The organism is Lysobacter sp. 22409 (assembly GCF_052045105.1).
In the GTDB taxonomy this organism is placed as follows: Bacteria; Pseudomonadota; Gammaproteobacteria; order Xanthomonadales; family Xanthomonadaceae; genus Lysobacter; species Lysobacter antibioticus_B.
Genome location: NZ_JBQEOE010000004.1, coordinates 123,639 through 142,845 on the forward strand (window position 1 = coordinate 123,639; position 19,207 = coordinate 142,845).

Annotated in this window: 17 protein-coding genes; 7 read left to right on the forward strand and 10 right to left on the reverse strand. The window is 66.8% G+C overall.

What is annotated here, in order from left to right:
- Positions 1-496: 496 nt before the first annotated feature.
- The 3 genes from ACTJJK_RS03485 (at position 497) to ACTJJK_RS03495 (ending at position 6,330) form a co-directional block, all read left to right on the forward strand.
- The gene (locus tag ACTJJK_RS03485; RefSeq protein ID WP_031371191.1) at positions 497-3,127 is read left to right on the forward strand and encodes an excinuclease ABC subunit UvrA; all 2,631 of its coding nucleotides are present in this window, start codon (positions 497-499) and stop codon (positions 3,125-3,127) included.
- A gap of 1,416 nt (positions 3,128-4,543) precedes the next feature.
- Positions 4,544-5,155 (forward strand): TetR/AcrR family transcriptional regulator, encoded by a 612-nt coding sequence (locus ACTJJK_RS03490; protein ID WP_440729482.1) that lies wholly within the window; start codon positions 4,544-4,546, stop codon positions 5,153-5,155.
- Positions 5,156-5,295: 140 nt separating this feature from the next.
- Positions 5,296-6,330: an NADP-dependent oxidoreductase gene (locus ACTJJK_RS03495; protein WP_031370124.1), complete on the forward strand. Its 1,035-nt coding sequence runs from the start codon at positions 5,296-5,298 to the stop codon at positions 6,328-6,330.
- 95 nt (positions 6,331-6,425) lie between these two features.
- On the opposite strand, the gene ACTJJK_RS03500 is transcribed toward ACTJJK_RS03495, so the two are convergent.
- The 5 genes from ACTJJK_RS03500 to ACTJJK_RS03520 all read right to left on the reverse strand — a co-directional run bounded on the left by ACTJJK_RS03500 (position 6,426) and on the right by ACTJJK_RS03520 (position 11,532).
- Positions 6,426-7,451, reverse strand: coding sequence for a M28 family peptidase (locus ACTJJK_RS03500; protein ID WP_440729483.1), 1,026 nt, complete (start codon positions 7,449-7,451; stop codon positions 6,426-6,428).
- Between the two features lie 207 nt (positions 7,452-7,658).
- The gene (locus tag ACTJJK_RS03505; RefSeq protein ID WP_440729484.1) at positions 7,659-8,708 is read right to left on the reverse strand and encodes a hypothetical protein; all 1,050 of its coding nucleotides are present in this window, start codon (positions 8,706-8,708) and stop codon (positions 7,659-7,661) included.
- Positions 8,709-8,872: 164 nt separating this feature from the next.
- Positions 8,873-9,379, reverse strand: coding sequence for a hypothetical protein (locus tag ACTJJK_RS03510; protein ID WP_031370121.1), 507 nt, complete (start codon positions 9,377-9,379; stop codon positions 8,873-8,875).
- Between the two features lie 267 nt (positions 9,380-9,646).
- A complete protein-coding gene (locus ACTJJK_RS03515; RefSeq protein ID WP_031370120.1) occupies positions 9,647-10,156 on the reverse strand; it encodes a hypothetical protein in 510 nt (169 codons plus the stop codon).
- 95 nt (positions 10,157-10,251) lie between these two features.
- Entirely contained in the window at positions 10,252-11,532 is a 1,281-nt protein-coding gene (locus ACTJJK_RS03520) for an acyltransferase family protein (protein WP_440729485.1), read from the reverse strand.
- A gap of 287 nt (positions 11,533-11,819) precedes the next feature.
- Between ACTJJK_RS03520 and ACTJJK_RS03525 the strand changes: the two genes are divergently transcribed.
- Complete coding sequence (locus ACTJJK_RS03525; RefSeq protein ID WP_440729486.1) at positions 11,820-12,851, forward strand: Lnb N-terminal periplasmic domain-containing protein; 1,032 nt, start codon at positions 11,820-11,822, stop codon at positions 12,849-12,851.
- Between the two features lie 37 nt (positions 12,852-12,888).
- Here the strand turns inward: ACTJJK_RS03525 and ACTJJK_RS03530 are convergent, their stop codons facing one another.
- The 3 genes from ACTJJK_RS03530 to ACTJJK_RS03540 all read right to left on the reverse strand — a co-directional run bounded on the left by ACTJJK_RS03530 (position 12,889) and on the right by ACTJJK_RS03540 (position 14,311).
- Positions 12,889-13,116: a hypothetical protein gene (locus ACTJJK_RS03530; RefSeq protein WP_031370117.1), complete on the reverse strand. Its 228-nt coding sequence runs from the start codon at positions 13,114-13,116 to the stop codon at positions 12,889-12,891.
- Positions 13,117-13,155: 39 nt separating this feature from the next.
- Positions 13,156-13,632, reverse strand: a complete 477-nt coding sequence (locus tag ACTJJK_RS03535) for a hypothetical protein (protein WP_031370116.1) — start codon at positions 13,630-13,632, stop codon at positions 13,156-13,158.
- A gap of 163 nt (positions 13,633-13,795) precedes the next feature.
- A complete protein-coding gene (locus ACTJJK_RS03540; protein ID WP_440729487.1) occupies positions 13,796-14,311 on the reverse strand; it encodes a MarR family winged helix-turn-helix transcriptional regulator in 516 nt (171 codons plus the stop codon).
- Between the two features lie 78 nt (positions 14,312-14,389).
- On the opposite strand from ACTJJK_RS03540, the gene ACTJJK_RS03545 reads away from it, so the two are divergent.
- Together ACTJJK_RS03545 and ACTJJK_RS03550 are read left to right on the forward strand one after the other, a co-directional pair.
- On the forward strand, positions 14,390-15,262 hold the full coding sequence (locus tag ACTJJK_RS03545) for an EamA family transporter (RefSeq protein ID WP_223620801.1): 873 nt from the start codon (positions 14,390-14,392) through the stop codon (positions 15,260-15,262).
- A gap of 54 nt (positions 15,263-15,316) precedes the next feature.
- Complete coding sequence (locus tag ACTJJK_RS03550; protein WP_031370113.1) at positions 15,317-15,934, forward strand: nitroreductase family protein; 618 nt, start codon at positions 15,317-15,319, stop codon at positions 15,932-15,934.
- Between the two features lie 33 nt (positions 15,935-15,967).
- On the opposite strand, the gene ACTJJK_RS03555 is transcribed toward ACTJJK_RS03550, so the two are convergent.
- Positions 15,968-16,864, reverse strand: a complete 897-nt coding sequence (locus ACTJJK_RS03555; RefSeq protein ID WP_440729488.1) for a haloalkane dehalogenase — start codon at positions 16,862-16,864, stop codon at positions 15,968-15,970.
- A 239-nt stretch (positions 16,865-17,103) separates the two neighbouring features.
- On the opposite strand from ACTJJK_RS03555, the gene ACTJJK_RS03560 reads away from it, so the two are divergent.
- Positions 17,104-17,802 (forward strand): response regulator transcription factor, encoded by a 699-nt coding sequence (locus ACTJJK_RS03560; protein ID WP_440729489.1) that lies wholly within the window; start codon positions 17,104-17,106, stop codon positions 17,800-17,802.
- Positions 17,803-17,823: 21 nt separating this feature from the next.
- Here the strand turns inward: ACTJJK_RS03560 and ACTJJK_RS03565 are convergent, their stop codons facing one another.
- Entirely contained in the window at positions 17,824-19,188 is a 1,365-nt protein-coding gene (locus ACTJJK_RS03565; RefSeq protein ID WP_440729490.1) for a sensor histidine kinase, read from the reverse strand.
- Positions 19,189-19,207 lie beyond the last annotated feature (19 nt).

Here is a 19,207-nt window from a genome sequence, read left to right on the forward strand (position 1 = left end):
ATCCGGGAGTGCGGCGGTAGCCGATCACGGTATCGATCATTGCCTCGCGATCCGCGCTTGGCCGGGTCATGAAGCTGCCGCGAGATATCCGCGGTGACCACGGAGATCGACGCCGTCGTCCTGTTTGCGCGGCGATGCATCAACCAAAGGCGCCTTCGTTGAAAGACAACGGTGTCTTCCGCGCCGATGCCCCATCGAGGCGATCGCAGCGCGTTGCGACTGGGCGGCTGTCGCCGTGATGCATCGGGCGCGAGCTCGCGCGGTGGGTTTCGGCCGCGATGCTTTAAGACTTCTTAGTCCGTTTCGCAGCGCCGTCTCGCCTGGACAGTCGCAGCGGGATCGTGCGAGGCCGGCGCGAACGCGGCCGGCACGCGCGCCCGGAGGCAAGCACTGCCTTCGCATCGGCCGATTCGGTGCAGCGCCTTGCTCCCCAAGCACGCCGCGAGCGGGTATCTTCACCGCCCTCCCGCGTCCCCAATGCTCCAATCGAGCCCCTATGGCCAAGAAACAGCTCCGTCGCGACCCCGGTTTCGACGCCTTCGTCCGTGTCCGCGGCGCGCGCGAGCACAACCTCAAGGACATCGACGTCGACATCCCGCGCGATGCGCTGGTGGTGTTTTCCGGCGTGTCGGGTTCGGGCAAGTCCTCGCTCGCTTTCGGCACCCTCTATGCCGAGGCGCAGCGGCGTTACCTGGAATCGCTGTCGCCGTACGCGCGGCGCCTGATCGATCAGGTCGGCGTGCCCGACGTCGATGCGATCGAAGGCCTGCCGCCGGCGGTGGCCTTGCAGCAGCAACGCGGCAGCCCGAACGTGCGTTCGACGGTGGGCAGCGTGACCACCTTGTCGAGTCTGCTGCGCATGCTGTATTCGCGCGCCGGCAGCTATCCGGCCCAGCAGCCGATGCTGTACGCCGAGGACTTCTCGCCGAACACGCCGCAGGGCGCGTGCCCGAATTGCCACGGCCTGGGCTATGTCTATGAAGTGACCGAGCAGTCGATGGTGCCGGACCCGTCGCTGAGCATCCGCGAGCGCGCCATCGCATCGTGGCCGCCGGCCTGGCACGGACAGAACCTGCGCGACATCCTGGTCACCCTGGGCTACGACATCGACAAGCCCTGGCGCGATCTGCCGAAGAAGGATCGCGAGTGGATCCTGTTCACCGAGGAACAGCCCTCGGTGCCGGTGTATGCCGGCTTCAGCGTCGCCGAGACCCGCGCCGCGCTGCGCCGCAAGGCCGAGCCCAGCTACATGGGCACCTACATGGGCGCGCGCAAGTACGTGCTGCATACCTTCGCCAGCACGCAGAGCGCGCTGATGAAGAAGCGCGTGTCGCGCTACATGATCGGCGCGCAGTGTCCGCTCTGCGACGGCCGGCGCCTGAAACGAGAGGCTTTGTCGGTGAGCTTCGCCGGGCTCGACATCGGCAGCCTGTCGCAGCTGTCGCTGGACCGGATCGCCGAGGTGCTGACGCCCGCGGCGGAAGGTCGCTTCGATGCCCCGGCCAGCGCCGCCACCCGCAGCCGCGCGGCCGGCCGCAGCGCCGAAGCCAAGCGCATCGCCGCCGGCGGGTTGGCGCATGCCGGCAGTTCCGACGTGCGGCGCACGCCCAACCTGTCCGAGGAAAAACGCATCGCCGCGCAGCGCATCGCCCATGACCTGGTCGAACGCATCGGCACTTTGCAGGCCTTGGGGCTCGGCTACCTGGCGATGGACCGGGCCACGCCGAGCCTGTCGCCGGGCGAATTGCAACGGCTGCGCCTGGCCACCCAGATCCGTTCCAATCTGTTCGGCGTGGTCTACGTGCTCGACGAGCCTTCGGCCGGCCTGCATCCGGCCGACAGCGAGGCCTTGCACCGCGCGCTCGACCAGCTCAAGGCCACCGGCAACACCGTGTTCGTGGTCGAGCACGACCTGGAGACCTTGCGCCGCGCCGACTGGTTGGTCGATGTCGGCCCCGACGCCGGACAACACGGCGGACGCATCCTCTACAGCGGCCCGCCCGAAGGGCTGCGCGAGATCGAAGCTTCGCGCACCCGGCCGTATCTGTTCGATCTCGTTGCCGCCGAGCCGCGGCCGCCGCGCAAACCGTCGGCCTGGCTGGAACTGCGCGGCCTGCATCGAAACAACCTGCACGGCCTCGACGCGCGCTTTCCCTTGGGCGCCTTCACCGCGGTCACCGGCGTGTCGGGTTCGGGCAAATCGAGTCTGGTCAGCCAGGCCTTGGTCGAACTGGTCGGCGAGCACCTGGGGCACGAGCCGGTGCCCGAAGAGAGCGACAACGACATGCCGCAGCCCGGCCCGCTCGCGCGCGTGTCCGGGCGGTTGCACGCCGGCGCCGACGCGATCAAACGCCTGGTCAACGTCGACCAGAAACCGATCGGCCGCACGCCCCGCTCGAACCTGGCCACCTACACCGGCTTGTTCGATCACGTACGCAAGCTGTTCGCCGCCACTGCGATGGCGAAGACGCGCCGCTACAACGCCGGGCGTTTTTCCTTCAACGTCGCTCAGGGCCGTTGCGACACCTGCGAGGGCGAGGGCTTCGTGCAGGTCGAACTGTTGTTCATGCCGACCGTATACGCGCCGTGCCCGACCTGCCACGGCAGCCGCTACAACGCCAAGACCCTCGAAGTCGTCTGGAACGGACGCAACATCGCCGAGGTGCTGGCGATGACGGTCGACGAAGCGCTGGCGTTCTTCGACGGCGAAGCGGCGATCCGCCGCTCGTTGAGCCTGCTGCACGACATCGGCCTGGGGTATCTGCGCCTGGGACAGCCGGCGACCGAGCTGTCCGGCGGCGAAGCGCAGCGCATCAAGTTGGCGACCGAGCTGCAGCGCAGCCAACACGGCGACACCTTGTACGTACTCGACGAGCCGACCACGGGCCTGCATGCGGCCGACGTCGACAAGCTGATGGCGCAGTTGCACGGCCTGGTCGAGGCAGGCAACACCGTGGTCGTGGTCGAACACGAGATGCGCGTGGTTGCCGACGCCGATTGGGTCATCGACATCGGCCCCGGCGCGGGCGAGCAGGGTGGACAGATCGTCGCCAGCGGCACGCCGCAGCAGGTCGCGCGATCGAAGGCGAGCCGCACTGCGCCGTATCTGCGCGAGGTGTTGGCTTGATTATCGGCTAGTAAGCTTGATCGGCACGCGTTCGGTACGTGTAGGAGCGACGTGAGTCGCGACCACGTACCTGGCCGGCGCGCCGTCACTTCCACGCAGCTCCAGGGTAGGAGCGGCGCGAGCCGCGACCGCGTTATGTCCGATGCGGTGTCTATGGCCGCCAGGCGATGAGGCAAGTGCAAGAGTTAAGAGCAAAGCTTCCGTCCGCTGACGCGGCCGGGTTTTACTTTCTTTTGCTGGCCCAAAAGTCCGTCTGGATTCCCTTCGATCAAAGCTAACCAAAGAAAAGGCCTTCCTTGACGAAGCTCCCCTGCGAGTTCGAAGCGCGCGCGGGGATTATCCGATAAGACATCCTTGTCTTATCGGAAAACGGCGCACGTCCTGTGCGCCGCCCTCCGGGTCTACGCTTGCATCGCAAGTTCGTCACTGCGCCAAGCTCATCACGGCAACGGCAACGGCAACGGCAACGTCGTTGCTGCTCTTGGGTAGGAGCGGCGCGAGCCGCGACCGCGGATCTACGGCTGCCGACGCGGGTAATCGTTGCGGCGTGGTCGCGGCTTGTGACCGAAGGGAATCCAGACGGACTCTTGTTGCTTATGACAAAAGAAAGTAACCCGCCGTTTTAGCGGCGGAAGCTTCTAGCGTTTGATCTGACCTTGCTTCTCAAGAAGCCATAAGCAAGTGCAAAGCTTCCGTCCGCTAACGCGGCCGGGTTACTTTCTTTTGCTAAGCCCAAAAGAAAGATAACCAAAGAAAAGGGCTCTCCTTGCAAGGGCACAGGCTACGAGTGCGATGCCCGCGCCGGGATTTTCCGATAAGACGTCCCTGTCTTATCGGAAAACGCCGCACGTCCTGTGCGGCGCCCTTCGGGTCTCCACTTGACCGGTAAAGCGGCAAAGCAGTTCAACATCTCGGCAACGGCAACGGCAACGGCAACGGCAACGGCAACGGCAACGGCAACGGCAACGGCAACGGCAACGGCAAAGCAGGAGTTACCGTTGCCTTAAAGGTTTTGCTGTTGTCGTTGTTGTGCGTCGCCTCGCATTCGCGAAGGTAATCGAAGACCCGAGGGGCGGCGCGCAGGGATGCGCGCCGTTTTTCATCGGGACAGGGATGTCCCGTATGAAAAATCCCCGCGTCGGCATCGCTCGTGCGGGCTGGTGATTCAAAGAAAAGCAACTTCTTTGGTTACCTTTGACCGAAGGGAATCCAGACGGACTTTTGTTGCTTATGACAAAAGAAAGTAACCCGCCGCTTTAGTGGCGGAAGCTCTTAGCGTTTGACCTTGCTTGAGAGAAGCGCCGCGAGACCTTCCCAGCGCGGTCGCGGCTTGCGCCGCTCCTACCCGGAAGCAACCGCGACCCGCTCGTCTCCCGGCACTAGACGACCGGTCTAATTGAGGCTATCGTGTCGCCCATGAACGCTAGCTCCGCCGCCATCGACGTCCGCCGGCACATCCTCGAGGTGGCCCACCCGCTGTTCCTGCGCAAGGGCTTCACCGCGGTCGGGCTGTCGGAGGTGTTGGCCGCGGCGCAGGTGCCGAAGGGCTCGTTCTATCACTACTTCGGCTCCAAGGAAGCCTTCGGCGAAGCGGTGCTCGAGGTCTATTTCGCCGAGTACCTGGGGCGGATGGACGCGTTGTTGTCGCAGCCCGGCACCGGGGCGCAGCGGACGATGGCCTTCTTCGAGGACTGGCTCGATTCGCAGACCGGCGAGGAAAACCAAAGCCGCTGCCCGGTGGTCAAGCTCGGCGCCGAGGTCTGCGATTTGTCGGAAAGCATGCGCGCGGCGCTGGCGCGCGGCACGCGCGGGGTCGTCGATCGTCTGGCCCAGTGCATCGAAGCAGGGCGCGTGGACGGCTCGCTCGCCGGTCTCGCCGATGCATCGGATTCGCAGGCGACCGCGGTCGCGCTCTACCAGAGCTGGCTCGGCGCCAGTCTGCTGGCCAAGATCGCCCGCGACCGCAGCGGCCTGGACATGGTCATGGCCGGCACGCGCGAGCGGCTGGGCCTGGCCCAAGACGCCTGAGCCGAGGCGGGAGCGTGCCTGCGTTCCCGCCTTTGTTTTGCCTGTTCTATAGACGACCGGTCTATTTGTTGAGCGGCCTGTCGTCAGCACCTCGCTTACGAACGATCCAACCCCCACCCCAGCGCTAAAGGAATGCACTCATGTCGCAACGCGATACCGTCAACCGCCGCATCGTCCTGGCCAACCGCCCGCGCGGCTTGCCGACGGCCCAGGATGTCCGCTTCGAAGAAACCGCCGTACCGACGCCCGACGAAGGCCAGGTGCTGCTGCGCACCCTGTACCTGTCGCTCGATCCCTACATGCGCAATCTGATGGACGAAGCCGGGACCAGTTACGCGCCGCCGGTGGCGCTGGGCGCGCCGATGGTCGGCGGCACGGTCAGCCGCGTCGCCGCCTCGCGGCACCCGCAGTTCCGCGTCGGCGAGGTGGTGCTCGGCAATGCCGGCTGGCAGGACTACGCCCTGTCCGATGGCAAGGATCTGCAGGCGCTCGGCGACATGCCGCAGCCCTCGTTCGCCCTCGGCGGCCTCGGCATGCCGGCGTTCACCGCTTACGTCGGCCTGCTCGACATCGGCCAGCCGCAAGCCGGCGAAACCGTGGTCGTGGCCGCGGCGACCGGTGCGGTCGGCTCGGTGGTCGGGCAGATCGCCAAGCTCAAGGGCGCGCGCGTGGTCGGCATCGCCGGCGGCGCCGACAAATGCCGCCATGCGGTCGAGGAACTCGGCTTCGACGTGTGCCTGGACCGCCACGACCCCCGACTGGCCGAACACCTTGCCGCGGCCTGCCCGGACGGCATCGACGTCTATTTCGAGAACGTCGGCGGCGCCGTGTTCGACGCGGTGTTGCCGCTGCTCAACATCGGCGCACGCGTGCCGGTCTGCGGCGTGATCGCGCATTACAACGGCGCTGAGCACACCTCGGGCCCGGACCGTTTGGCGCAGACGATGACTGCGCTGCTGCAGAAGCGCATCCGCATGCAGGGCTTCATCATCCTCGACCATTACGGCGATCGCTTCGAAACGTTCAGCCGCGACATGAGCCAGTGGGTCGCCGAAGGCCGGGTCAAGTTGCTCGAGGATGTCGTCGACGGCCTGGAGAATGCGCCGACGGCTTTCATCGGCCTGCTCGAAGGGCAGAACCTCGGCAAGCGCGTGGTGCGAGTCGCCGCGGCCTGAGGCAAGGCTCGGCCCGGCCTGCACGAGTAGGTTCGGCCCGAACGCCCGGCGCGCATGCGAGCGGCGTCCTCGCGGCTTGCATGCGTGCGACGGATTCAATCCGCGTCGGCGCCGGGCCGTTGCGCGATCGCATACACCGCCTGCACCACCTTGGCCATGCGTGCGTAGTCGAGCTTGTCGTAGGTGTCGCTGGCTTGATGGTAGGTCGTGCTGCGAAGGAAGGCGGTGTCGCTGACCATGAAGGCCGGATAGCCTTCATGCCAGTAGCTCAGGTGGTCGGAGAAATCGATGCCCTGCAATAGCGGCGGGGCATTGATCGAGTGCACCGGCAGGTCGGTCGCCCCGGCCATGATCGCCTTGAGCCGGCGCAGGCGGCCGAAGTCGCCCAGCCTGCCGACCAGGATCACGAAGTCGCCGCGGTCCGGGTACAAACGGTCCATGCCGCGCAGCGGATAACGCTGGCTACCGGGGCGGTCGCTGAAGCGGCCGATCATCTCCAGCGACAGCATGAACTCTACTTCGCGCCCGCTCGCCTTGAGCGAACGCGCATGCCAGGCGCTGCCCATGTGCTCGCTGCGGAAATGCGGCGGCTCTTCCAAGGTGTAGGCGACCAGTTCGACCGCATGCGCGGGCGGGTTGCGGCCGAGCAGACGCGCCAGCTCCAGCAAGCCGGCGACGCCGCTGGCGTTGTCGTCGGCGCCCGGCGTATGCGTGCGCGGCGAATAGCCGCGCGGATCGTCGGTGTCGAAGCCGACATCGGCGAAGGAATCGTAGTGCGCGCCGATCACCCGCACAGGCCCGCTGTCGGGGCCGAAGCGCACGATGAGGTTGCGGTAGGTGCGTTCTTCGACTTTCACGTCCTGGTGGGACACGCGGCCGCCGCTGTTGGCGAATTCGTCGCGGATGAAGTTCGCGGAGCGCTCCAGGCTGTCGGGCTGGTCGTAGCTGCGCGGATACAGATCGGCCGACAGGTGCCTGACGTCGGCCTTCAAGCGCGCGCTATCGACGGCCACAGGTTGCGAGGGCAAGGGGCTGACGAACGGTTGCACCACGGCGACCACGACGGCGGCGGCGATCGCTGCGAGGGCCGCAAGCAGCAGGAGAAAACGGCGAAACAGCATGGGAGCGACGGCCTTGTCTGCGGATCGGCCAGGACGAGGCCGGATGGGCAGATATACCAGCGAACGCGGTCGCCTTGCGACTGCGTCCGATGTGCCGCGGACTCCGTGGGCCGGTTCCCGGTGCCGGTCGACGTTTCCAACGGCAGGCATGGTCGCGATTCTCGGCCTTGCAGGTGGCGGCAACCGCGAATGCCGCGGTCGCGAGCCTTACAGTTTCTTCAGGCCTTGGTTGTCGAACCCGTCCGGGCTCTCTTTCATCGTCGACTCGGTGATGCTGGAAGCGCCGCGTCCGGCCAGCGTGTTCGCCACACCCAGGGCCAGATCGATCGCGACGGCGGTCTGGCCCAGCAACTTACGCGCGCCCGTGGTGGGTTCGAGGAAGTCGTAGCCGGCCATGACCGCTCTGATCGCCACTTCCTGGTTGGCCATGAAGGCCGCGATCGGAACCGCATTCGTCGCCGGCGCTGCGCCCGTGGTATTGGCGAGGGTGCGGTTGTACGCGCGGGCAAGCTCTTCTGCGGCCGCTGCCCTCTCGCTCTCGGGCAGTGTCCAATAGTTGATCACGACACGTGGAGTCGGGGCCGAGGTCGAGCCGGCACTGGAACCGGTACTGGAGATGGAAGCGGTAGTCGGCACGAAGTTGGTGAGGCTGACCGGCGCCGGAGGCGTGTAGTTGGTGGACTGATCGATGAAGTCCCGGTCGGCTTTCACCGCGGCCATCAACGAGCCGGTGTCGAAGCGGATCAGCCGCTCCCTGGTCCAGCCGGCGAGCACAAGATAACTGTGGGTGTTGCCGAGCGATTCGTCGAGCTGCCGCAGCAAGAGCGCCGGATGGGCCGGAACATCGCTGCCGCCGATACTGCCGCTGGTGCTGTCGCTGTCGCTGTCGCTGCCGCTATCGCTGCTGTCGTCATTTCTCAGCGATGCCCGGTCTGTGCTCATGTCTTCGTTGTAGTTCAAGACTCTGCGAAACTGCTCCAGGATCTGCGATTGGCGCTCCGTACCCATGCCGATCTGCTTCACCAAATCCCGCACCATCTCGTACCAATGCACGCGATGCAGCATGTCCATCGCCGCCCAATCGTCGGATCGCATCGGGGCTTTGAGGAGATGGCGGATGATGCCGTCCAGGGTCACCGCATCGATGCCGTCCTGGGGATCGACTTTCGAAAGCGCGAACAGATCGCTGATGGTTTTGGCTTTGGCTTTGGCTTTGGCGTCGGCCTGTTCGGCCTCTTTGGGCGGCTTGTTTCCCATGAGGGGCTCCCGTGGGCGCAATGGCGGAATGCACAAAGAAACGCCGTCGGCAGGCAGCCGTGAAACCCGAACGGCGAAGGGCGCTCGCGCCGCCGTGCGCGTTGACATGAGCCCCTGCGGGTGGAGGGCGGCCCCGGCCTGGCATTCGGGGCCGCCGCGCCGGCTCAGCCCGGGAACTCCGCGAGCGGCTGCCACACATCCGGCTTCACCCCGATGCGCAGATCGATCAGGTTCACGCCGACCGGCGACATCACCAGCAACTCCTTGGGCCGCGCGAACCAGATCACCGCGATCTTGGTCGCCATGTCGAGGTCGTTGCTGTTGAGGTACAGCTTCATCTTCGGCACGTTGTCCTTGCCGAGCACCGTCCACGGCTGCTGGACCAGGCCATCGGTATTGATGCGATAGAAGAACTGGTAGGTGTCGTAGGCGGTTTCTTCGTCCAGCCCCGTGCTGAAGAACCAACCGTTCTCGCGGTTCTTGTCGATGCACCAGCGCTCGGCTTCGATGGCCAGGGTGCCGGTGTTCACCAACTGCCTGAGGTTGGCGCGGCTGGTCTGGATGTTGTCCGATCTCCATGGCCTGAAGCCGCCGGATCGTTTGACATCGCCCGGGGTGCGCCCGGGTTTGCCCCCGATGGGGCCGTCTTCGCCGCGATAGGCATAAGTCATTGCATGTCTCCGTTTCGATGGGGTGAGGGCGAACGCGCGCTGTGTACGCAGCCGCTGTCGACCGCGGGCGCGGCGCCGGCCGTACCCGCATCGGAAACGAACGTTGTCGGAGGAGCCAGTGTGAAAGGCCGCTAGGCAGGCGCATATGCCGCGGCCGCGGGCGCGTGTCCGCTCATGCGCCGTGACAGAAGCCGCCGTACGCACTCGCATACGCCCGCCTGTCGCACCTCGATGGCCCCGGCCTTGCGCCGGGGCCATCGCGCAGACTCAATTTCCGTTGTAGTCCTCGAGGGGCAGCCACGCGTCCGGATTCCTGCCGATGCGCAGATCGATCCGGTTCACGCCGACCGGCGACATGACCAGCAACTGCATGGGGCTGGCCATCCAGATCACTGCGATCTTGGTCGCCGTGTCGAGGTCGTCGCTGTCGAGGTACAGGTGCATCTCCGGTGCGCCGATATCGCCCAGCACCGTCCATGCCTTCTGGGTCAGGCCGCTGATGTCGAAGCGGTAGAAATAGGGAGAGGCACGGTAGTCGGTCGGTTCATCCAGCTGCGAGCTGAAGAACCAGCCGTCCTTGCGGTCTTTTTCGCCGCACCAGCGCGCTGCTTCCAGAGCCAGGGTGCCGTTGTTCACCAACCTGCGCAGGTTGGCGCGGCTGATGGCGAGGCTATCCGAGTTCCACGGCTTGAAACCGCTGGCCAGCTTGATCTCGGATGGGATCACGCCGGTGGCGCTCTCACTGGGGTTTTCCGGGCAGAAATAGGCGTGGGTCATTGCGGTCTCCGTTTCGGTGGGGGGCGATCGAGCGGTTCCTTGCGCAGCGGCGACCGTGCCCGCATCGGAACCAAGGTTCTGCACAGGAGCTCGCGCTAAGTCGTCGCCGGCAGCGCTACCCGCGTGTTCGACTTGGCGCCGAGCCGGCTTGCGATGCGCTTGCCGAGGCGAATGCCGGGCTCTTCGACGTAGCGATAGGTGAGCAGGGCGCTCGCACACAGCAGCAGGGCACAGCCGAGGTAGACGATGCAGAACGCCGGACCGCCGCTGGCGGCATAAGTGCCGACGCCCGGGATCGCGAACACCGCGACCAGGATCAGCCCCTGCGAGAGGTAGATGCCGTAGCTGAGGTTGCTCAGCCGGCGCGAGGCCGGCCACGCCAACAGGCCGAACAAACGGTTGCCCGAGCAGACGATGAAGAAGAACGTGCCGGCGAGCGGGCACAGCAGGAACAACTGCGCCAACCCGATGCGCGGCGCGCCCGCGATCATGATGGCGAACAGCGCCGCCAGGCAAAGCAACGCGACCACGCCCCACAGCGGCCGCCGCCATTGCACGCGCGTGCCGATGCCGGCATGCAGCAGCGAGGCGACGAACATGCCGGCGCCGAGCATCAACACCAGCTCGGCCAACACCGCCAGAAAAAGTATCGGCCGCGGCTTGATGCCGGGCTCGAAGCCGCCGTGCCAGCTCGACGCGGCGATGGTCAGCAGGCACAAGGCGACCAGGCCGGCGCTGAAGGCCAGATGCCGGCCGCGGCGCACGAACCAGGCCGAGACCGGCAGGGAGAAATAGAACAGCCACTCGAAGAACAAGGTCCAGGTGACGCCGGCCAGGATGGTGCCGGTGTCGGCATACCCGTTGAGGGTCGGCGGTGGCGGCACGATGCCGAGCGCCAGCCAGCCCAGGGCCGAGGCGATCGCCTGCGACGGCGGCACCCTTAGCTCAAAGCCGGTGCGGTAGGCGACGATGGCGATCATCGTCAGCACCGCGACGAGATACATCGGCCCCAGACGGAACACACGGCCGATATACAGGGCTTTCCAGCCGGGGCGGCCGCCGGCCGTGAGCAGTTTGTTCCAGAACAGGAAGCCGGTGATCATGAAGAACAGGCAGATCCCGAGCAGGCCGGCGCTGTTGTAGAACGCCGACGGCGACGGTTTCCACACGCCGGTGCGCAGGTATTCGTGGTGCACGATGATGTGGCTGGCGAACACGCTGAGGGCGAGGAATCCGCGCAGGCCGTCGAGGGTGTCGCTGCGTTGGTCCGCTTGCGGCGGGGCGCGGTCGGCGGCGCGGAACCAGGGCAGGGCGGCGAAGGCCAAGGCCAGCGCCAGCATCGCGAAGTACGGCCATACCTGATGGATATCGACCATGCGGCTTCCGATGCGGGGCGGGGTGGATTGGCCGAGACTAGCGGCGCCGCCGGCGCGCTTCCGTTGGTTGGATCACGCTTCCTCATGCGCTGCGCGGCGGATGTCGAGACTCGGAACGGGGTTGCCGTTCGAGCGGACCTAGGTCGCATGCGCCGTGCTCGTGCGCAGGCATCGGCCCAGCGCGTACTCTCTCGTCGGCACCCTGGCATTCAAGCCGGGCCGCGATGCGCCGGCGCTGCCGTCGCCGGCGGCCCGCTGCAGACCCTTTTCGCATGACGGACGATTCGATGACCGCTTTGGACACACGTGGGGCGCCTTGGCTGCGCTGGCTGTTGCTGGCGCCGGCGATCGCCTTGTCCGCCGCGTGGGGCGGGCTGGCCTTGTGGTATCGATTGCCGCTGGCGGTGGCGTTCAAGAGCGCGATGGTGGCGGCCTTCGTGGTCAGCGCGCTCGCGGCGTTGTTCGCCTTGCGCCGCCTGCGCAAACCGGCGTTATGGGTCTATTTGTTGGCCTTCGCCGGCGTGCTGCTGTGGTGGAGCACGCTGCGCCCGTCGCAGAACCGGGCGTGGGCCGACGACGTGGCCCGCCACCTGCACGCGCAGGTCGACGGCGACCGGGTCCGGTTCGACAACGTGCGCAATTTCGATTGGCGCAGCGACGACGACTACACGCCGCGCTGGGAACGCCGCGAATACGACCTTGGTCGTCTGCAGTCGGCGGATCTGGTGTTGTCGTACTGGATGGGGCCGGCGATCGCCCACACCCTGGTGTCGTTCGGGTTCGACGACGGCCGCAAGTTGGTGTTCTCGGTCGAGATCCGCAAGGAGCGCGGCGAGCAGTTCTCGACCCTCGGCGGTTTCTTCCGCGAGTTCGAGACCACCCTGGTCGCGGCCGACGAGCGCGACATCCTGCGGGTGCGCAGCAACGTGCGCAACGAAGACGTCTATCTGTACCGGCTGCGCCTGCCGAAGGAGGCGCTGCGTTCGTTGTTTCTCAGCTATGTCGCCGAAGCCGGCGAGCTCGAACGGCAGCCGAGTTTCTACAACACCCTCACCAGCAACTGCACCACCATCGTGTTCGACCTGATGCGCCAGATTGCGCCGGGCCTGCCGCTCGATTACCGATTGCTGCTGTCGGGCTATCTGGCCGAGTACGCTTACGACCAAGACGGGTTGGTGCCGGGTTACGACTACCGCACCCTGCACGATCGCGGGCGCGTGACCGACCGCGCGCGCGCAGCGGGCGACTCGTCGGCGTTCTCGGAACTCATTCGCGAAGGCGTGCCCGGCGTGGCGGCCGATCAGGTCCGCGCTCGCTGAGGCCTCCGCGCGCGGATCGAGGCGTTGCGGCCAAGGCTTACTCGACGCGCGACAAGCCGAAACCCTGCAGGTACTCGTCGGTGACCTTGGGCATGCCGGGGCCGCTCCACACGAACGAGAAGATCGCATCCTCGTGGATGGTGTCGGTGATCTTCGGTGCGGTGACGCCGGGCACGCCGTCCAAGGCGGCCACGCCCAGGTCGGACATGGGCACAGGCGACAGCTTCGGATTGCCGTTACGCCTCAATCGGATCGACAGGCGCATGGCCTTCCCCTTGGTGGTGGACGTTGCGTGCGATACAGCTTAGGCGGTGGGCCGTGACTGCCCCGTCAGGTCCCGGGGGCTGCGGGCATAGCTCGCATGCAGCGGGATGCGGCAATGCAGGTCGACCCATGAGCGCATGAGTCCGAAGTCGGCCAGATAACGGTCGTTGAGATCCGGCTCGGCGCGCAGGCGCCATGCGAAAGACACGCACACGCAGGTCGAGGTTTGCCAACCGATTTCGGGTGCCGCCGAGCCGGGCAATGCATTGACGGCTTGCAGGGCGAGTTCGTGCAGCGGCGTGGCGAGGAATCGCGGATCCAGCGTCCGCCTCAGTGCCGCGACCCAGCGCGATCCCATTGGCCGATCGGTCGCCGCGCGATAGGCGCCGAAGCCATGCGCATGCTTGTCGTCGGGCTGGATGCGGCCGTCGGGCTCGTTCGTGCTGCTCATGGCGCGCATGACCGGCGGATACTGCGTGAGATTGCCGTTGCCTGGCCGTCCGATCGGTAGCTGCATGGTCGTCCCCTGGGCGGAAGTGTGCTTTCCAAGGCCAGCATGGGCGCGCCGGGTGACTGCCACCTAACCCCTGCGACGGCGGTTCAGTTTGAGCGCTCGCACCTGCGCCGCATCGCGGTCGGTTCGGGCCGATCACCGCCGTTCGAGCCATGCCGCGCGCCGCTCATTCGGCGGTGGACTCCAGCATCGTCAACAGTTCCGACAAGGCATCGTCGAGTGAGCGCAGGCTGGCCGGCGCTAGGCTCGCCATGATGCGGCGCTCGTTCTCGATGTGCGCCTCGACGGCCCGGTCGATCAGCGCCAGGCCAGCCGGCGTCAGTTGCACCAACAGGCTGCGCGCATCGCTCGGGTTGGCCCGGCGTTCGATCCAACCGGCCGCTTCCAGCCTTTGCAGGCGGTGGGTCATGGTGCCGGAGGTGATCATCAGCGCCGAGAACAGCGCGGTGGGCGCCAGGCAGTGGGGCGCGCCGGAACGCCGCAGCGTGGCCAGCACGTCGAACTCCCAACTGGTCATGTCGAAGGTCGAGAAGGTCTTGTCCAGCCGGCGCTGCAACAGGGCCGCGCAGCGCTTGACCCGGCCGATGGCGCCCATCGGGCTGGCGTCGAGATCGGGACGCTCGCGGCGCCATTGGTCGAGGATCGCGTCGACCGAGTCGGGCTGTCGTTTGCTCGTGACCACGAGGGCTCCCTGATTTGTCTTGACTTCAAGATAAACTGCCTTCAGGCTAGGATCTTATCTTGAATTGAAGATAATTTCATGAGCGCAGCCTCGCACCGCCCGGTCTGGATCGACATGCTCCTGACCGCCCTGGCCCCCGCCATCTGGGGTTCGACTTACATCGTCGCGTCCGAGCTGTTGCCGCCGGACCGGCCTTTCACCGCCGCCCTCATCCGCACCTTGCCGGCCGGCCTGTTGCTGGTCGCCTTCATGCGGCATTGGCCGGCGCGCGGCGAATGGCTCCGTCTGCTGGTCTTGTCGGGCTTGAACATCGCCGTCTTCCAGGCGCTGCTGTTCGTCGCCGCCTACCGCCTGCCCGGCGGTCTCGCCGCGGTGGTCGGCGCGATCCAGCCCTTGCTGGTGATCGCGCTGACCTGGGCGGTCGACCAGCGCCGGCCGCTGCAGTTCACCGTCTGGGCCTGCGTGCTCGGCGTGGTCGGCATGGGCGTGCTGCTGCTGTCGCCGGACACGGTCTGGGAGCCGGTCGGCATCGCCGCGGCCCTGGCCGGTGCCGCCTGCATGGCGACCGGCAACTACCTGACCCGGCGCTGGCGCAGCGACCTGCCGGTGTTCGCCCTGACCGGTTGGCAGTTGCTGCTCGGCGGCCTGATGTTGGCGCCGGTCGCCCTCGCCATCGATGCGCCGCTGCCGCGCCTGAGTCTGTTGCAGGTATCGGCCTATGCCTATTTGTCGATCGCCGGTGCGTTGCTGTCGTACGCCCTGTGGTTCCGCGGCCTGGCGCGTTTGCCGCAGGTAGCGGTGTCCTCGCTCGGCCTGTTGAGCCCACTGACCGCGGTGATCCTCGGCTGGGCCCTGCTGGGGCAAGCCCTTACCGGCGTCTCTCTGCTCGGCCTGCTGGTCGTGCTCGGCAGCGTCCTGGCCGTGCAATGGCGCAGCAGCCGGCCGGCCTGAACCAGCGGCCTGCGTTCTCGCTGCGCCCCTCCAAGCCTCTCATCAAGAAGTGCCATGAACCATCCGATCAGACAACTCATCGAATCGCGCGTGTCGGCCAACCGTTACGACCCCGACCGACGGATTTCCGACGAAGACATCGCCGCCCTGGTCGATCAGGCCACGCGCGCGCCGTCGGCGTACCACTTCCAGAATTGGAAATTCATCGCCGTGCGCACGCCCGAGGCGAAAGCGCGCCTGAAAGCGCTGTCCTACGGCCAGCAGAAGATCGCCGACGCCTCGGTCGCCTTCATCGTCTGCGGCACGCTCGCGGCGCACGAACACCTGCAGCGGGCGCTACAGCCCTCGGTCGAGGCCGGGATCATGGCGCAGTCGATGGCCGACGGTTGGGTGGCCCAGGCGGCGCGTGCGCACGCCGACGATCCGTCCTTGCAACGCGACGAAGCGATTCGTTCGGCGTCGCTGGCGGCGATGACCTTGATCCTCGCCGCCGAAGGCATGGGCTGGGCCACCGGCGCGATGGGCGGGATCGATTTCGCGGGCGTCGCGCGCGAGTTCGCGCTCGACGCCGACGAAGTGCCGGTGCTGGTCGTCACCGTCGGCCATCCGCTGCCGGGCAACTGGCCGCAAAAACCGCGCAAGCCGGTGCACGAAGTCATCGCCTACGTTTGAACGTGCCGGTGCCGGCTCGGGCCGGCGCCGGCATCAGCCCGGGCGGACCCGGGTCGAGAGGAATTCGGTGAGCGCGCGGCCGATCGCGTGCGGTGCGTCTTCCTGCAGGTAGTGAATGCCCGGCACGGTCACTTCGGTCTGGTTCTTCCAACTGCGGCAGAACTCGCGCGCGCGTCCGGTCAACAAGGCCCCGGGCTCGGCGTTGACGAACAACTTCGGCAGCGTGCTCGACGCCAGCCAATCGGCGTACGCGTCCACCGCCTGGGCGACGTCGGCCGGCTCGCCGTCGATCGGCAGCTCGCGTGCGAACGCCAAAGTCGGCAGGCGCGATTCGCGGGTCGCGAACGGCGCGCGATAGGCCTGCAATTCCTCTTCGCTGAGTTGGCGCAGGATGCTCTTGGGCAGTACGGTCTCGACGAAGAAGTTCTCGTCGAGCACGAGTCGTTCGCCCTGTTGCGAACGCATCGCCCGGAACAAGGTGTCGCGGCCGGGCGGGAAATCCGCCCAGGTCCGCGACTGCACCAGCGATTCCATATAGGCGATCGCGGCGACGCGCTGCGGGAACCGGCGCGCGTAATGGAAGCCGAGCGCCGAGCCCCAGTCGTGCAGGACCAGGGTGATGCCGTCGGGCAGGTCCTTGGCTTCGAACCAGGCGTCGAGATAGCGCACGTGGTCGGCGAAACGATAACCGCCGCCGGGTATCGGGCCGGACTGGCCCATGCCGGCCAAGTCCGGTGCGAGACAGCGGCCGAGGTGGCGTACCTGCGGAATGATGTTGCGCCACAGATAGGACGAGGTCGGATTGCCGTGCAGGAACACGATCGGCGCGCCCTCGCCGACATCGACATAGCTGATCTCGGTATCGAGCACGTGGATGCGCCGGCGCGGCAGGGTGTCGATGGGCAGGACGGGGTATTCGCTGGCGTTCATCGCAGACCTTTCGATTGGACTGGGCAGATTTTTTCCGCGCCGCCCGCGTGCCGGTAGGGCCAGATCCAGGCAAAACCGAGGGGCCAGCGGGGCGGCGGCGAGGGCTTGCGCACGCAGGCTGCCCTGATTCGCGCGCAGAAGCGTGGACTGTCGCCGATCGGGCACCGCCGACGCATTCCCGGTACGCGCCGGGCGGGTACTATCCGAGGCGCAGGGGGCGATATCTGAGGATGACCGCGATGACATCATCGGGGCAGAGCTTGCCGCGCGTGGCCTTGGTGGAAGACGACGCGCTGCTGCGCGAGCGGGTGTTGGTGCCGGGCCTGGCGAACTTCGGTTTCGCGGTGACCGGCATGGACACGGCAGCCGCGCTGCACCTGCATCTGGCCGCGGCGACGTTCGACATCGTCGTGCTGGATGTGGGCCTGCCCGATGCAGACGGCTTTGCAGTCGCGCGCGAGGTGCGCGAGGCTTTTCCCGGCATCGGCATCGTCATGCTGACCGGACGCGGCGACACCTTGGATCGTGTGCGCGGATTGAGCCAGGGCGCCGACGCTTATCTGACCAAGCCGGCCGAGGTCGAAGTGCTGGCGGCGACTTTGCACAGTCTGGCGCGTCGCTTGCGCGGTGCAGCACCGGTGCGCCGCCGCTGGCAGCTCGACGCCGATGGCTGGTGCCTGCTGTCGCCGTCCGGTGGCGCGGTGGCACTGACCCGTACCGAGCGCCGCGTCGTCGAGCGACTCACCGCTGCATCCGGACAGTTGGTGACGCGCGAGCAACTGGTCGCGGCGCTGAGCGACAATGTCTACGACTTCGACATGCACCGCCTCGATTCGCTGGTCTATCGCTTGCGCCGCAAGGTCGCCGACGCCTGCGGCGAACCTTTGCCGCTCAACGCCGTGCACGGCGAAGGCTACGTACTCGGCGGCGCGCACTGAACGATCGGTCCGACCTAGTCGTCAGGCCATGGCCTCGGCGTTATCGACCGCCTCGTGGGCCAACGGCAGGCGAATGGTGAACGCGGTGCCTGCGCCGGGCGCGCTGTCGACGCGGATATCGCCCCCCAGGGCCTTGACCAGGTCGTGCACCACCGACAGGCCCAGGCCGGTGCCATGGGCAGCCAGCTTGGTGCTGAAGAACGGTTCGAACACGCGTTCGCGCACGTGCTCGTCCATGCCCAGGCCGTTGTCGGCCAGGCGGATTTCGATCTCGCCGCCTTGCGCCGTTGCGGCGATCGCGAAGCGGCCGCCGTCGGGCATCGCATCGCGCGCGTTCGCGGCGATATTGAGCACCATCAGCTCGAACTCGCTGCGATCCAGACGCACCGGCAATGCGGCGGCGACGGCCGGCAGTTCCAGGCGGACCGCGGCAGGCAGCAGCTGCCGCAGCATCGGCTGCAGGTCGCGCAGCGCGCGCGCCGCATCGAAGGTCTCGATCCGCAGCACGTCGTTGCGGCTGAAGATGAGCAGCTTGCGGGTCACCGCGCAGCCGCGCTCGGCCGCTTCCTCGACGCCCTCGAGGGCGGCGGCCAAGGCCGCGCTGCGTTCGCGCGGGTCCGACAGGTCGAGCGCGGCATCGCGCTGCGCGGCGAAGCCCTGGATCAGCCCGAGGATGTTGTTGAAATCATGGGCGATGCCGCTGGCCAGGCGTCCGCTGGCCTCCATCTTCTGGGCATGGATGAGCTGGGTCTGGGCGCGTTCGCGCCGGGCCATCTCCAATTGCAGTTCGCGGCCGCGCGCGTTCGATTCGTCCAGGCTTTCGCGCAATGCAGTGACGGCGCGGTCGAGGATCGCGGTGATGATCAGGTAGCTCGCCACCAGCGAGGGCGCGTTGCGCAGGGCATTGCCGATCCATTGCGGGCCCTTGGCGGTGTTGTGGGCATCGGTGGCGAAACCGATGGCGAAGATCGCCAGCAACAACGCGAACACCGTCCACAGCGCGCGCCGGCCCAGCACTACGCCGGCGATGACCAGGGTCAGGATCATCGCGGTCTGGTCGATCAATTGCGCCTGCGTGCCGAGCTTGTGGAAGGCCAGCGCCAGCGAGGTCAACAGCGCGCCGAGGAACAGCATCATCGCCGTGCGGTAACGATCGCGGCGGATCAGCCGCACGCACAACAACGCCAGCGCGGCGGTGGTCAGGTCGAGCAGCAGGACGATGGCCCAGCCCGCGGGAATCGGCCGCGACGACAGATGCCAGGCCCAGTTGGCCGGCAGGGCGATGCCGTAGAACAACAGCAGCAACTGCATCGCCGGCGCGTTGCGGCGATCGACGGCATCGGCGATGGGGGCGCTGCGCAACCAGTGCGCGAAGGGTTTCCACATGGGCAGGCGGCTCGTCGTG

What these genes read in the sequence shown, in the direction of transcription:
- ACTJJK_RS03495 (WP_031370124.1), top strand. Translation starts at nt 5,296, where the DNA reads ATGTCGCAACGCGATACCGTCAACCGCCGCATCGTCCTGGCCAACCGC.
- ACTJJK_RS03485 (WP_031371191.1), top strand. Translation starts at nt 497, where the DNA reads ATGGCCAAGAAACAGCTCCGTCGCGACCCCGGTTTCGACGCCTTCGTC.
- ACTJJK_RS03520 (WP_440729485.1), bottom strand. Translation starts at nt 11,532, where the DNA reads ATGGTCGATATCCATCAGGTATGGCCGTACTTCGCGATGCTGGCGCTG.
- ACTJJK_RS03535 (WP_031370116.1), bottom strand. Translation starts at nt 13,632, where the DNA reads ATGCAGCTACCGATCGGACGGCCAGGCAACGGCAATCTCACGCAGTAT.
- ACTJJK_RS03550 (WP_031370113.1), top strand. Translation starts at nt 15,317, where the DNA reads ATGAACCATCCGATCAGACAACTCATCGAATCGCGCGTGTCGGCCAAC.
- ACTJJK_RS03515 (WP_031370120.1), bottom strand. Translation starts at nt 10,156, where the DNA reads ATGACCCACGCCTATTTCTGCCCGGAAAACCCCAGTGAGAGCGCCACC.
- ACTJJK_RS03545 (WP_223620801.1), top strand. Translation starts at nt 14,390, where the DNA reads ATGAGCGCAGCCTCGCACCGCCCGGTCTGGATCGACATGCTCCTGACC.
- ACTJJK_RS03490 (WP_440729482.1), top strand. Translation starts at nt 4,544, where the DNA reads ATGAACGCTAGCTCCGCCGCCATCGACGTCCGCCGGCACATCCTCGAG.
- ACTJJK_RS03505 (WP_440729484.1), bottom strand. Translation starts at nt 8,708, where the DNA reads ATGGGAAACAAGCCGCCCAAAGAGGCCGAACAGGCCGACGCCAAAGCC.
- ACTJJK_RS03525 (WP_440729486.1), top strand. Translation starts at nt 11,820, where the DNA reads ATGACCGCTTTGGACACACGTGGGGCGCCTTGGCTGCGCTGGCTGTTG.
- ACTJJK_RS03500 (WP_440729483.1), bottom strand. Translation starts at nt 7,451, where the DNA reads ATGCTGTTTCGCCGTTTTCTCCTGCTGCTTGCGGCCCTCGCAGCGATC.
- ACTJJK_RS03510 (WP_031370121.1), bottom strand. Translation starts at nt 9,379, where the DNA reads ATGACTTATGCCTATCGCGGCGAAGACGGCCCCATCGGGGGCAAACCC.
- ACTJJK_RS03565 (WP_440729490.1), bottom strand. Translation starts at nt 19,188, where the DNA reads ATGTGGAAACCCTTCGCGCACTGGTTGCGCAGCGCCCCCATCGCCGAT.
- ACTJJK_RS03560 (WP_440729489.1), top strand. Translation starts at nt 17,104, where the DNA reads ATGACATCATCGGGGCAGAGCTTGCCGCGCGTGGCCTTGGTGGAAGAC.
- ACTJJK_RS03555 (WP_440729488.1), bottom strand. Translation starts at nt 16,864, where the DNA reads ATGAACGCCAGCGAATACCCCGTCCTGCCCATCGACACCCTGCCGCGC.
- ACTJJK_RS03530 (WP_031370117.1), bottom strand. Translation starts at nt 13,116, where the DNA reads ATGCGCCTGTCGATCCGATTGAGGCGTAACGGCAATCCGAAGCTGTCG.